The 13,109-nt window shown below is 70.1% G+C and carries 10 protein-coding genes; 5 read left to right on the forward strand and 5 right to left on the reverse strand.

Going from position 1 to position 13,109, the window contains the following annotated elements; translation table 11 throughout:
* Positions 1-15: 15 nt before the first annotated feature.
* The 4 genes from accB to WFQ05_RS15325 form a co-directional block, all read right to left on the reverse strand.
* On the reverse strand, positions 16-501 hold the full coding sequence (accB, locus tag WFQ05_RS15310) for an acetyl-CoA carboxylase biotin carboxyl carrier protein (RefSeq protein ID WP_337054445.1): 486 nt from the start codon (positions 499-501) through the stop codon (positions 16-18).
* A 242-nt stretch (positions 502-743) separates the two neighbouring features.
* Entirely contained in the window at positions 744-1,343 is a 600-nt protein-coding gene (locus tag WFQ05_RS15315) for a TlpA disulfide reductase family protein (RefSeq protein ID WP_337054447.1), read from the reverse strand.
* Positions 1,340-3,631 (reverse strand): protein-disulfide reductase DsbD, encoded by a 2,292-nt coding sequence (locus WFQ05_RS15320; protein WP_337054448.1) that lies wholly within the window; start codon positions 3,629-3,631, stop codon positions 1,340-1,342. Before WFQ05_RS15320 ends, WFQ05_RS15315 begins: the two co-directional genes overlap by 4 nt.
* 150 nt (positions 3,632-3,781) lie before the next feature.
* Positions 3,782-4,207 (reverse strand): helix-turn-helix transcriptional regulator, encoded by a 426-nt coding sequence (locus WFQ05_RS15325; RefSeq protein WP_165403037.1) that lies wholly within the window; start codon positions 4,205-4,207, stop codon positions 3,782-3,784.
* Positions 4,208-4,818: 611 nt separating this feature from the next.
* Between WFQ05_RS15325 and groES the strand changes: the two genes are divergently transcribed.
* Both groES and groL read left to right on the forward strand, forming a co-directional pair.
* Complete coding sequence (gene groES / locus WFQ05_RS15330) at positions 4,819-5,109, forward strand: co-chaperone GroES (protein ID WP_130516576.1); 291 nt, start codon at positions 4,819-4,821, stop codon at positions 5,107-5,109.
* Between the two features lie 62 nt (positions 5,110-5,171).
* Complete coding sequence (gene groL / locus WFQ05_RS15335) at positions 5,172-6,812, forward strand: chaperonin GroEL (protein WP_130516578.1); 1,641 nt, start codon at positions 5,172-5,174, stop codon at positions 6,810-6,812.
* A 109-nt stretch (positions 6,813-6,921) separates the two neighbouring features.
* Here the strand turns inward: groL and WFQ05_RS15340 are convergent, their stop codons facing one another.
* Positions 6,922-8,019: a crosslink repair DNA glycosylase YcaQ family protein gene (locus tag WFQ05_RS15340; RefSeq protein ID WP_337054449.1), complete on the reverse strand. Its 1,098-nt coding sequence runs from the start codon at positions 8,017-8,019 to the stop codon at positions 6,922-6,924.
* Positions 8,020-8,307: 288 nt separating this feature from the next.
* Between WFQ05_RS15340 and WFQ05_RS15345 the strand changes: the two genes are divergently transcribed.
* From WFQ05_RS15345 to lipA, 3 genes are all read left to right on the forward strand, one after another.
* On the forward strand, positions 8,308-9,381 hold the full coding sequence (locus WFQ05_RS15345) for a 3-deoxy-7-phosphoheptulonate synthase (RefSeq protein WP_306995598.1): 1,074 nt from the start codon (positions 8,308-8,310) through the stop codon (positions 9,379-9,381).
* A gap of 74 nt (positions 9,382-9,455) precedes the next feature.
* A complete protein-coding gene (locus tag WFQ05_RS15350) occupies positions 9,456-11,654 on the forward strand; it encodes a hypothetical protein (protein WP_337054450.1) in 2,199 nt (732 codons plus the stop codon).
* Between the two features lie 352 nt (positions 11,655-12,006).
* Complete coding sequence (lipA, locus tag WFQ05_RS15355) at positions 12,007-13,017, forward strand: lipoyl synthase (RefSeq protein ID WP_130516636.1); 1,011 nt, start codon at positions 12,007-12,009, stop codon at positions 13,015-13,017.
* Positions 13,018-13,109 lie beyond the last annotated feature (92 nt).

The following is a 13,109-nucleotide window of genomic DNA, read 5'->3' on the forward strand; positions in this document are numbered from 1 at the left end:
CCCAATCCCTGTCTTTTAGCCAATCACAAACAGCGGCTGATCGAACTCCACCGGCTGGCCGCTCTCGCACATGACCGCGACGATGGTGCCGGACTGGTCGGCCTCGATCGGGTTGAACATCTTCATCGCCTCGATGATGGCCAGCGTCTCGCCGGCCTTGACCTGCTGGCCGACGGTGACGAAGGCCGGCTTGTCCGGGGCCGGGGAGGTGTAGAAGGTGCCGACCATCGGCGAGCGCAGCACGTGGCCCTCGGGCAGGCCGCTGGCGGGCTTGGCCGCACCGCCGGTGGAGGCCTCGGTGGGCGAGCTCATCGGCATGGCCTTGGCCTCGGCCGGCGCGGGCGCGGCGGCATAGCTCAGCGGCGCGGCGGCGGGTGCGGCGTAGCCGCCCTTGGGCACGCGGGCCAGTCGGACGGACTCCTCGCCTTCCTTGATCTCGATTTCGGCGAGATTGGATTCTTCCAGCAGGTCGATGAGTTTCTTGATCTTGCGCAGGTCCATGAAAGGCCTCGGTGGTTGAACGCGATAAGGAGGAGGTGGCGGGCCCGGCGGATGGGCCGGGGGCGCGGATCAGGCGCGGCAGGCGCGCGCTGGTGCGGCCGTGGCCGCCGGCGTGCAGACGCGGGGCCAGGCTGCGCGGCGAAGGGATCGATGCTGCTGGTCGGCCATGGCGCGCTCCGCGAGGAGGCGGCAGTCTGGAGGAAGCTGGCAATGCTGTCCAGTTCGCCGAACTTTGCGGCGATTTAATCGCGCGTTTGAATTTGCGCGGCCGCCGGCGCCGCAGCGCCGATCCAGCGCTCGATCTCGCCGTCGGCGAAGGGCCCGACCTTCTGCCGCAGGATGCGGCCATCGGCGCCGACCAGCACGCTGTAGGGCAGCACGCCGGCCCGGTTGCCCAGCCGGACGCTGGCATCGGCCGGGCCGGGCGTGTCCAGCACCAGCGCATAGCGCACCGGCACGCGCTGCAGGAACTGCAGCACGTTCTGCGCGCTGTCCAGCGCCAGGCCGACCACCTGCACGCCGCGCGCGCCCTGGGCCGCGGCGAAGCGGTCGAGCTCCGGCATCTCCTTGACGCAGGGCGCGCACCAGCTGGCCCAGGCGTTGATCAGCAGCGGTCGACCGCCGGCCAGCTGCGCCAGATCGACGGACTTGCCGTGCGGGTCGGGCAGGACGAGGGCGGGCATCGCCTCGCCGACCGCGGCCATCGGCACCGTGGGCGTGGCGGGAGCAGGGGAAGGTGCTTCTGTGGCAGGGCGCCGCAAACCGGCGCCCTGCCACCACCACCCGGCGGCGACGCCGAGCACGCCGGCGGCCACGGCCACCAGCACCACCCGGGCGCTCACCGTGCCGAGGCCCGCTGCAGGGCGTCGCGCACCATCGGCGTGGTCAGCACGGTGGGCAGCACCTCGCCCTCGCCGCCGCTCTTCGGGAACACCACGTACAGCGGCACGCCCACCGCCTTGTGCGCCTGCAGGAAGGCGGTGATCTGCGGATCGACATTGGTCCAGTCGCCGCGCATCAGCACCGCGCCGGCCGACTGCATCGCCTGCTTGAAGTCATCCCCCGACAGCACGGCCTTCTCGTTGGCCTTGCAGGTCACGCACCAATCGGCGGTCATGTCGACGAAGACCACCTGGCCCTGTTTGCGCAGCGCGTCCAGGCGCTGCGGCGAATAGGGCTCGGCCCCGTCGGCCGCCGCGGTGGCCGCGGGCGTGCTCGCGGCGGGCAGCCGGTGCAGCAGCACCAGTGGTACCAGCGAGGCGATCAGCACCACCACCGCCAGGCCGCGCCGCAGCGGCGCGGTCTGGAAGCGCACGCGCTGGAACGCCCACAGCCCCAGTGCCAGCACCACCAGGCCGATCAGGGCCAGGCCGACCGCGTCGATGCCGCGCTGCTTGCCCAGCACCCACAGCATCCACACCGCGGTCAGATACATCGGGAAGGCCAGCACCTGCTTGAGCGTGTCCATCCACGCGCCCGGGCGCGGCAGGCGCGCGGCCAGCGCCGGCACCAGCCCGATCAGCAGGAACGGCAGCGCCAGGCCCAGGCCCAGCAGCGCGAACACCGCCAGCGCGACCGGCACGGGCGCGGCGAAGGCGAAGGTCAGCGCCGAGCCCATGAACGGCGCCGTGCACGGGCTGGCCACCACCACCGCCAGCACGCCGGTGAAGAAATCGCCGGACAGCCCGCCGCGCTCGGTCAGCCCGCGGCCGACACCGGCCAGCCCGTAGCCGACGGCGAACACGCCCGACAGGCTCAGGCCCACGGCGAACATCAGATAGGCCAGCGCGCCGGTGACCAGCGGCTGCTGCAGCTGGAAGCCCCAGCCCAGCGCCTGCCCGGTGGCGCGCAGGGCCAGCGCGACGCCGCCGACCAGCAGGAAGCTCAGCAGCACGCCGGCGGTATAGGCCAGGGCGCCGGCCCGCGCCCGGCCGCGTCCGCTCTCGGCCAGGGACAAGGCCTTGAGCGAGAGCACCGGCAGCACGCACGGCATCACGTTGAGGATCAGTCCGCCCAGCAAGGCCGCGACCAGCGCCAGCGCCCAGCCGGACGCGCCGCCGGCGCCCTGGTCGGCGCGCGCCAGCGCCTCCGGCGGCGGGGTCGAACGTGGCACCTCGGCCGGAGCCGGCGGCGTTGCCGCCGGGGCAGCGGTGCCGGCTTCCAGCGCCACCGGTGCGGCCAGCGCGACGGCGCGCGCCTCGGGCGGCGTCACCGTGCCGGCCGGCAGCGCAAGCGCGACCTGGCGGGTCATCGGCGGATAGCAGATGCCATCGGTCTGGCAGCCCTGGAAGGTGACCTCCAGCGTGGCCTTGGCCGCGTCGGCGCGGTCGCGGATCACAGGCACCGGCACCTCGACCTGGTCGAAGTACACCGTGACCTCGCCAAAGTGCTCGTCGCGATGGGCCTTGCCCGGCGGCCAGCGCGGCGCGCCCAGCGACAACCCCTCGGCGCCGTGCAGCGCCAGCTGGGTGCGGTCGCGGTACAGGTAATAGCCCTTGGCCGGGGTGAAGCGCAGTAGCAGCTGATTGCCGCCGTCGGCGATGGCCTCGAAGGCGAAGGCCTGCGCCTCGGGCAGGGGCGCCGCATCGGCGGCGCCCGGCACGGCGGCCTGCGTGCCCAGCAGCGTCGATCCCCCGGCCGCGGCGCCGCCGAGCGGCAGGCCCAGTCCGGTGCCGGCGCCGGACGCGGCGGCCGCCGGAACCGCCACCTGCAGCGTGCGGGTCTGCGGCGGATAGCACAGCCCGGCATCGGCGCAGCCTTGGTAGCGCACCTTCAGCGTGACCTGGCCAGCGGTCGTGGCCTTGCCCGGCAGAAGCGCATCGAGCTGCTTGCGGTAGGTCTCCACCGGCCCGAAGAACTCGTCGACGTGCTTGTCCCCGTCCGGCAGCTGCAGCGCGCCGGCCGTGAACCCGCCGCCCTGCGCCTCCACCGAGATCCGCTGCCGGTACAGGTAATAGCCGTCGGCGATCTTCCAGTGCAGGGCGATGCCGTCCGGCTTGCCCTGGGCGCCCAGCACGAAGGCCTGGTCGACCGGCAGCAGCTCGGACGGGTCGGCCGCCGTGGCCGGCAGGGTGGGGACGAGCAGGGCGAGCAGGGCCAGCGGACGGGCCAGACGGGAGATCAGCGACATGCGGCCAAGCTTAGCGGAGCGGCCGGTCCCGCAGGCGGCGCCACTGTGTTGCAAGGGGCATGGGCTTGCCGCCGATCCGGTGTCTGGGCCTTCCCGGCACCGGGCCTGAGGTCGATCGCCGCCCGCGCGCCGCGGGCCGGGCCGGATCGCTCAGCCGCCGCGCGCGTCGCCGCCCGGGCGGCCGGGACCGCGGGTGCGGGGGCGTCCGGTGCGCTGCAGGGCCAGGGTTTCCATCACTTCCAGCAACGACAGGCGCGCCTTCAGCGGCGCCTCGCGAAAGGCGCGCACCAGGCGGAACTCCAGCGGGTCCTCGACCAGGATGGCCTCGGCGGTGGCGATCGAATCCAGTTCCACCTCGCGCGAGAGCGTCATCGCGCCGCGGCCGGTGGCCAGCCACTCGAACTGCGTGCCCGTCGCCAGCGCCACTTCACGCAGGTGCGAGACACTGGGACTCTTGCCCTTGGGGGACTCCCAATGGCTCACGGCGCTGCGCTGCACCCCGACGGATTCTGCCAACTGACTTTGCGAGAGACCGGCAAGGCGCCGCGCCATGCGGACTCGCTCGGGTGCATCCATCAAACCTCTCCGTGGCGATCGCCATCCAGAAACTTTTGTGACCATAGCCAAGCGTTCCACGGATCGGAATGGAAAAGGATAGTGATACTAACGTAGTGACCAAAAATAGGCATACGTGGTGCGCTTTTGGTAACCAAAAGTTTTCCATAGCGCGCTAACAAAGGGTTTCGGCGGGATTGCGCGCCTTGTGCTCACTAGTTTTCCTGCGTTTAGGCCGGCTACAGGCTTGGCTTCGCCCAACCGCATTGGTATCTCTATGCCTGCCGGCAGGACGCTGGCACTGACAGGACGTCGGCGGGGGGAGTTGGCGCACGTCAAGGCGCGACGGAATCGGATTCCACAACCATTCCCTATGAAGCGCACGCATGCCGCACATGCGTGCGCTTCTTTTTTTGGCGGCGCCTGATCGCCCCGTCCGCCGCAGGCGCCTTCGCAAGAAATTCTCGCCGGCCGCCTTGAAAGGCCTGCCCGAGCGCCCCATCTGCCCTGTCAGCCCCCCGAGCCGTCCTGGCGCTGGGTCTTGGCGTTCCCGGTGTGCTGGCACTCGTCATGGGCGAGTGCTAACATCGCCGGCCCTTTCCTAGTCCAATCAATCACTTAAGAGGATTGACATGAGCAACATCAAGCCGCTGTTCGACCGCGTGGTCATCAAGCGTATGGAAGAAGAAAAGCTGTCCGCGGGCGGCATCGTGATCCCCGACTCGGCCACCGAGAAGCCGATCAAGGGTGAGGTCGTCGCCGTCGGCGCCGGCAAGATCCTGGACAACGGTTCGGTGCGCGCCCCGCAGGTCAAGGTCGGCGACAAGGTCCTGTTCGGCAAGTACAGCGGCACGGAAGTGAAGCTGGACGGCACCGAGTACCTGGTGGTGAAGGAAGACGACATCTTCGCGACCATCGGCTAAGGCCGGCGCGACGTCCGCTTTCTCTCATCCCCATCATCCAAGAACAATCGAGGTAATACGCAATGGCTGCCAAGGACATTCGTTTCGGTGAAGACGCCCGCTCGCGCATGGTGCGCGGCGTGAACGTGCTCGCCAATGCCGTCAAGGCCACCCTGGGCCCGAAGGGCCGCAACGTCGTGCTGGAGAAGAGCTACGGCGCCCCGACGATCACCAAGGACGGCGTGTCCGTCGCCAAGGAGATCGAACTGGCCGACAAGTTCGAGAACATGGGCGCGCAGATGGTCAAGGAGGTCGCTTCCAAGACCTCCGACAACGCCGGTGACGGCACCACCACCGCCACCGTGCTGGCCCAGGCCTTCATCCGCGAAGGCATGAAGGCCGTCGCCGCCGGCATGAACCCGATGGACCTCAAGCGCGGTATCGACAAGGCCGTGACCGCCGCCGTCGCCGAGCTGAAGAACATCTCCAAGCCCACCGCCGACGACAAGGCCATCGCCCAGGTCGGCACGATCTCGGCCAACTCGGACGAGTCGATCGGCAACATCATCGCCGAGGCGATGAAGAAGGTCGGCAAGGAAGGCGTGATCACCGTCGAGGAAGGCTCGGGCCTGGAGAACGAGCTGGACGTGGTCGAGGGCATGCAGTTCGACCGCGGCTATCTCTCGCCGTACTTCATCAACAACCAGCAGAGCCAGTCGGCCGACCTGGACGACCCGTTCATCCTGCTGCACGACAAGAAGATCTCCAACGTGCGTGACCTGCTGCCCGTCCTCGAGGGCGTGGCCAAGGCCGGCAAGCCGCTGCTGATCGTGGCCGAGGAAGTCGAGGGCGAGGCCCTGGCGACCCTGGTGGTCAACACCATCCGCGGCATCGTCAAGGTCGTGGCCGTCAAGGCGCCGGGCTTCGGCGACCGTCGCAAGGCGATGCTGGAAGACATGGCCGTGCTGACCGGCGGCACCGTGATCTCCGAGGAAGTGGGCCTGTCGCTGGAGAAGGCCACGATCAAGGATCTGGGCCGCGCCAAGAAGGTGCAGGTGTCCAAGGAGAACACCACCATCATCGACGGCGCCGGCGATACCGCGGGCATCGAGTCGCGCATCAAGCAGATCAAGGCGCAGATCGAGGAGACCTCCTCGGACTACGACCGCGAGAAGCTGCAGGAACGCGTGGCCAAGCTGGCCGGCGGCGTGGCCGTGATTAAGGTCGGTGCCTCCACCGAGATCGAGATGAAGGAAAAGAAGGCCCGCGTCGAAGACGCCCTGCACGCCACACGCGCTGCGGTGGAAGAAGGCGTGGTCCCGGGCGGCGGCGTCGCGCTGATCCGCGCCAAGGCCAACATCGGCGAGATCAAGGGCATCAACGAAGACCAGAACCACGGCATCCAGATCGCCCTGCGCGCCATGGAAGCCCCGCTGCGCGAGATCGTCACCAACGCCGGTGAAGAGCCCTCCGTGATCGTCAACAAGGTCAAGGACGGTTCGGGCAACTTCGGCTATAACGCTGCCAACGGCGAGTTCGGCGACATGGTCGAGTTCGGCATCCTGGATCCGACCAAGGTGACCCGCACCGCGCTGCAGAACGCCGCGTCCATCGCCGGCCTGATGATCACCACCGAAGCCATGGTGGCCGAGTCGCCGAAGAAGGAAGAGCCGGCGATGCCGCCGGGCGGTGGCATGGGTGGCATGGGCGGCATGGACTTCTAAGTCCGCCGCGCAGCCTCACCGCTGCTGCTGTACGACAAGGACCCCGCCGCGAGGCGGGGTCTTTTCGTTTCTCCGGCGTCGACCGCGCTGCGCCCGTCCCTTGGCGACCTCAGCGCGGTGCAAGGAACTGGCGCATGCGTGCAAGCTCCTCATCCAGCGCCTGGCCGAAGGCCGCCTCGCTGGGCGCCGTGCCCGCCGCATAGCCGGTCGCGGCCTCCAGCTGGCCCTCGCGCCAGGTCAGGTTCGCCCAGCCGATCACCTGCCCGCGCCAGAGCATCGGCAGGGCGTAGTAGCCGAACTGACGCCGGGCAGCGGGGGTATAGGCCTCGAACTTGTAGGTCCAGTCCCAGAACAGGCTGAAGCGGCGCCGGTCCCAGACGATGGGGTCGAAGGGCGCCAGCAGGCGTAGCTGCTCGTCGAAGCGATAACGGCGCGCTCGCGGATATTCGTCGGCGGGCCAGTACCAGTCGGTGCCGTCGATGCGCACCTGGGCCAGGCGCTCGCGCGCCAGGCGCAGGGCATCGCGCAGTTCGTCGCTCAGATGCGGCGCGCCGCCGCCGAGCAGGCGCGCCAGGTAGCCCAGGCTGGCGGCGGGCAGCGGCGCGTACTTGCGCACCACCAGGTCGAGCAGCGCCGCGGCGCGTTCGGCGCGGGCGGCCGGCGCGTCGTCCGCCGGCGCATGCGCCACGGCCTCGTAGACCCGCGTGCCGCTGTCGCGCCGCTTGACCCGCAGCAGGCCGCGGTAATGCAGGCCGTCGAGCAGCTGGGTGGTGGCATTGCTCGAGCCGCCCCAGTAGTTGCGCACGCGGCCATGGGCGAAGTGCTGCTCGACCTGGCGCGGATGCACCGCGCCGTGCTCACGAACGAAGGCCAACACCGCGTTGGCCCGTCGCCGGGTCTGCCCGTCCCAGGCGGCTTTGACCTGGCGCGGATGCAGCAGTGCCAGCAGGGGACGTGGCAGGAAGCCGTAGTTGACCAGGAAGTCCTCTTCCACCTGCAGCCGCGCGTAGCGACGCTCCAGGTCGCCGGCGCGATAGTCCTTGACCCGATGCCGCAGGATCAGGTCCTGCGCGCGCGCCGGGGCGCGGATCGGATCGGCCTGGACGAAGCCCAGCTTCGTGATCGCGCCGGCCAGCGTGGTCGGGGTGAACAGGCTGCGCGCGACCGCGTAGCGGCGCAGATCTTCCAGTCGGGGAGGGGCAGGCATGGGCGGCATTGAATCATGCGGCGAAGGATCGGCCCGATCGCGCATTGCCTGAGTTGCCGATGAAACAGTCGCGCCGGCGCAAAAGCCGTGGTATCAATGCTGCCCATGAACGCACCCCGCGCCCGCTATTACTTTTGGTTTCCGAAGCCACAGGCGGAGGAAGGAGCGCGTTCACCCTGAAGAAACCCTTCAGACGCATCCCGAAAGCCGCCAGCAACCCTGGCGGCTTTTTTGTTGCCAGCCCGGCGGTCCACGTACCCCACCGATCCGACGACACGAGACTTCAAGATGGCCCCGCTCACTTCCGACCTGCGCATCCGCAAGATCGAGCCCCTGCATACCCCGGCCGAGCTGATGACGGAGTTTCCCTGCGATGACGTCGCCTCCGACACCGTCGCCGCCGCGCGCGCGGCGCTGCACGAGATCCTGCACGGCCGCGACGACCGTCTGGCGGTGGTGATCGGCCCCTGCTCGATCCACGACCCGGCCGCGGCGATGGACTACGCGCGCCGGCTGCGCCCGCTGCGCGATGCGCTGGGCGGCGAACTGGAAATCATCATGCGCGTGTACTTCGAGAAGCCGCGCACCACGGTGGGCTGGAAGGGCCTGATCAACGACCCGCGGCTGGACGGCAGCTTCCGCATCAACGAGGGCCTGGCCACCGCGCGCAGCCTGCTGCGCGAGATCAACCTGCTCGGCCTGCCGGCCGGCTGCGAGTACCTGGACGTGATCTCGCCGCAGTACATCTCCGACCTGGTGGCCTGGGGCGCGATCGGCGCGCGCACCACCGAGAGCCAGATCCACCGCGAGATGGCCAGCGGCCTGTCCTGCCCGGTGGGCTTCAAGAACGGCACCAGCGGCGATGTGAAGATCGCGGTGGACGCGGTCGGCGCGGCCTCGCATCCGCATCATTTCCTGGCCGTGACCAAGCACGGCCAGTCGGCGATCGCCTCGACCACCGGCAATCCCGACTGCCACGTGATCCTGCGCGGCGGCAAGGTGCCCAACTTCGATGCGGCCAGCGTGCAGGCCGCCAGCGAGGTGCTGGCGCACAACGGCCTGGCGCCGCGCCTGATGATCGATGCCAGCCACGCCAACAGCGGCAAGAAGCCGGAGAACCAGCCCAAGGTCGTCGAGGATCTGGTGGCCCAGCTGGCCGCCGGCGAGGAGCGCATCGTCGGGGTGATGGTGGAAAGCCATCTGGTGGGCGGCCGCCAGGACCTGATCGAGGGTCAGCCGCTGACCTATGGCCAGAGCATCACCGACGGCTGCATCGGCTGGGACGATTCGGTGGCCGTGCTCGAGCGCCTGGCCGCCGGCGTGCGGGCGCGTCGCGCCCGTCGGATCGCGCAGGCCGCATGACCGCGCGCGCGGCCCGGCGGTCGCCGCCGGCCGCGCATACGTCCTGAACACACGCGTCGGGCATGCTTGGCCCGATGAACGCTTCCGACGCCGCGACGGCCCAGCGCCGTCCATCCCCCTTGCGCCGCTGGATGCGGCGCCTGGCCTGGCTGCTGCTGGGCTGCTACGCGGCCTATCTGGTCGCCGGCAATCTCTACCTCAACACGCCGCTGGGGCCGTGGAGCGTCAACCGCAAGCCGGAGAAGTTCGCCATGCACTGGGGCCCGGCGCTGACCTGGTGGCCGGGCGAGATCGTGCTGTGGAAGGTGTCGCTGCGCGGCCATGTCGGGCGCGTGGTGTGGACCATGCAGGCCGACCGCGTGGCCGGGCACATTTCGCTGCTCAACCTGGTGCACAAGGAAGTCTATGTGCCGCGCGTGCGCGCAACCGAGGTGACCGGGCAGATCGCCAGCGTGGCGCAGGAGATCCCGCCGCCGCCGGTGCGCCCGGGGGGCTGGCTGCTCAACTTCCCGGCCATCACCAGCGACAGCGTGCGCGGCGGCACGCTCGGGCCCTTGACGCTGGAGGGGCAGGGCAAGGCCAAGGTGGGCTTCACCAAGCGCCTGCGCGGCGGCCCGGCCGAGCTGCTGCCCTCCACCGCGCACTTCGAACATCTGCGCCTGGGCTATGGCCAGGTCGCGCTGCTGGAGGACGCCACGCTGGGCAGCGAGTTCGCGATGACCCCGACCACGCGCGCCCAGGCCAAGGGCATCCAGAAGCTGCGGCGCATGCGCATCGCGCTCGACGTGGCCGGCGGCACGCCGGCGCTGGCGGCCCGGCAGAGCGACGCGGGCAAGCTCGAACTGACCCTGCAGCCCGGCCAGGGCCGCGTGCAGGGGGCGCTGAAGCTGGTGCAGGCCGAGCTGGCCCCGGGCGGCGTGCTGTCCTGGCGCATGCCGGTGATGATCACCGACGTGCACGGGCAGGTGCATCGCAGCACGCTCACCGCCCAGCTCTCGGTCGACCGCGATCTGCATCTGAAGGCCAACATGCCGCCGCAGACCGACGGCGTGCTGGCGCTCGACGCGGACCTGCGCGCCGATGGCACCCGGATCCCGTTCGAGCAGCCGCGCACGCTGCTGCCGCGCACGTCCGGGCGGCTGGCCGGGCAATGGCAGTTCAGTTCACTCAAGTGGGTCACCTCGCTGTTCGTCAACGTGCCCTGGCTGTCGCTGGACGGCGCCGGGCGGGTGCAGGGCGATGTCACGCTGGACCACGGCGTGCTGGCCGTGGGCAGCCACCTGGAGATCCCGCACGTGCAGGCGCAGGCCGACGTGGTGGCCCAGCGCGTGACCGGCACCGGCAGCGCCAAGGCGCGGCTGGAAGCCGGCGAGGGCGGGCGGCCGCGCTCGCGCGTGGACGTGGCGCTGACCGACTACAGCGTCGCCGCGATCGACCAGCTCAAGCGGCCCTACATCCGCGGCAAGGACCTCAAGCTCCATACCGACAGCGACGCCGACCTGGCCAAGGCGCGCGAGTCGCTCAAGGCGCAGGCGACCTTCACCAATGCCCAGGTGCCGGACCTGCGGGCGTACAACCGCTTCCTGCCCAATGACCATCTGCGCTTCGACGGCGGCTCGGGCACGCTGACCGGTCAGCTGGCGCTGGATGCGGCCGGCCAGGCGGGCAACGGCCAGGTGCGCATCGCCGCGCGCGCGGCCCAGGTGCGCGCGGCGGGGCTGGCGATGCGCGGCGATGTGGACGTGGACCTGCGGCTCAAGCGCGCCGACCTGCAGCGCCAGCGGTTCGCCGTCGATGGCAGCACGGTCGCGCTGAAGAACATCAGCTTCGCCCACGCCGGGCTGAGCCGCAGCGGCTGGTGGGCCAACGTGTCGCTGCCGCGCGCGCAGATGGACGTGGCCGACGAGCGCCTGGCGGTGCAGGGCACGGTGTCTACGCAGATGAAGGACGTGGGCTTCTTGCTGGACCTGTTCTCGCAGGATCGCGATTACCCGGGCTGGATGGTCAAGCTGGTCGATGCCGGCACGGTGCGGGCGTCCACGCGCGTACGCTGGCGCCAGCACGACCTGGTGCTGGACGATATCGACGCGCGCAACGACCGCTTCGACCTGGTCGGGCGCTTCCGCCTGCAGGGCCGCGACAAGGCCCAGGGCGATCTCTACGCGCGCTGGGGCGTGCTGGGCGCGGCGGTAGAGCTGCGCAATGGCGCGCATACCTTCCACGTGCTGGGCGCCAAGCGCTGGTACGAGGCCCAGCCGGGCTACCTGGATTGAGGTTCAGCTTGCAGCAGGCGTTCGTTTTGCACTGCAGCGTGCAATGTCCTCGCGGGGGGCGCAGGATTGACCCGCATCCCGACGTGGGGGAGGGAGCAGGCCCGGAACTGGCGCAAGCTGTTTCGGGCTTTTTATTGCCTGTTTTTTGGGTCGACGGCCGGCCGTGTGGGCGTTGCGGCTTCGGTGGGGGGCGACGGCGGCGATGGGCATCGTCGGTGGAGCCTCATCGCCGCCATGGCGGCTCCCACCTTCCACCACCTCCCGGCTCCCGACTCCCGCATCGCATTGCTGCGTTCCGTGGGGCGGGACGCGCGCGGCGGCGGGGGCGGGGCCCAGGCGATAGAATGACGCCATGGACACGCCCGCTCCCCGCCAGATCCCGTTGCAGGTCGTCACTGCGCCCACCGCCGCCGCCTCGCTGGAGACCGGCGCCAAGCAGCTGGGCGGCGACAAGATCGGCCGCTCGCCGGTGCAGTTCGCCGACGCGCCGGTGCTGCGCAAGCCCTCCTGGATCCGCGTGCGCATCCCCTCGGGCAACGCCGTGGCCAACCTCAAGGCCAAGCTGCGCGAGAACCGCCTGGTCACCGTCTGCGAAGAGGCCAGCTGCCCGAACATCCATGAGTGCTTCGGCCACGGCACGGCGACCTTCATGATCCTGGGCGAGGTCTGCACCCGCCGCTGCTCGTTCTGCGACGTGGCCCACGGCCGGCCCAAGCCGCCCGATGCCAACGAGCCGGCCAGCCTGGGCAACACCGTGGCCGACATGGGCCTGAAGTACGTCGTGGTCACCAGCGTGGACCGCGACGACCTGCGCGACGGCGGGGCCCAGCATTTCGTCGACTGCATCGGCGCGATCCGCGAGAAGTCGCCCGGCACCCGCATCGAGATCCTGACGCCCGACTTCCGCGGCAAGGGCCGCATGGAGCGCGCGCTGGAGATCCTGGCGACCAATCCGCCGGACGTGTTCAACCACAACATCGAGACCGTGCCGGACCTGTACCGCAACGTCCGTCCGGGCGCGGACTACCAGTGGTCGCTGACCCTGCTCAAGCAGTTCAAGGCCCAGCACCCGGAGATCCCGACCAAGTCCGGCATCATGCTAGGCCTGGGCGAGACCTTCGAGCAGATCCAGGCCACCATGCGCGACCTGCGCGCGCACGAGGTGGACATGATCACCATCGGCCAGTACCTGCAGCCCACCCCGCACCACCACCCGGTGCTGCGCTACTGGACGCCGGAGGACTACAAGGCCCTGGAGGTCTACGGCTACGAGCTGGGCTTCAGCCACGTCGCTTCGGGCCCGATGGTGCGCTCGTCCTACCACGCCGACCAGCAGGCCGCCGGCGCGGGCGTGGCCGCCTGATCCGCGCCTCCAGCCCCGACCCGCGCAGCACCCTGTCCCGCCGCCTGGCCCTTAAGCCTGGCGGCGGTGTCGTATGGACGCCTTGTGCGGGC

The organism is Pseudoxanthomonas sp. USHLN014 (assembly GCF_037153335.1).
In the GTDB taxonomy this organism is placed as follows: Bacteria; Pseudomonadota; Gammaproteobacteria; order Xanthomonadales; family Xanthomonadaceae; genus Pseudoxanthomonas_A; species Pseudoxanthomonas_A winnipegensis.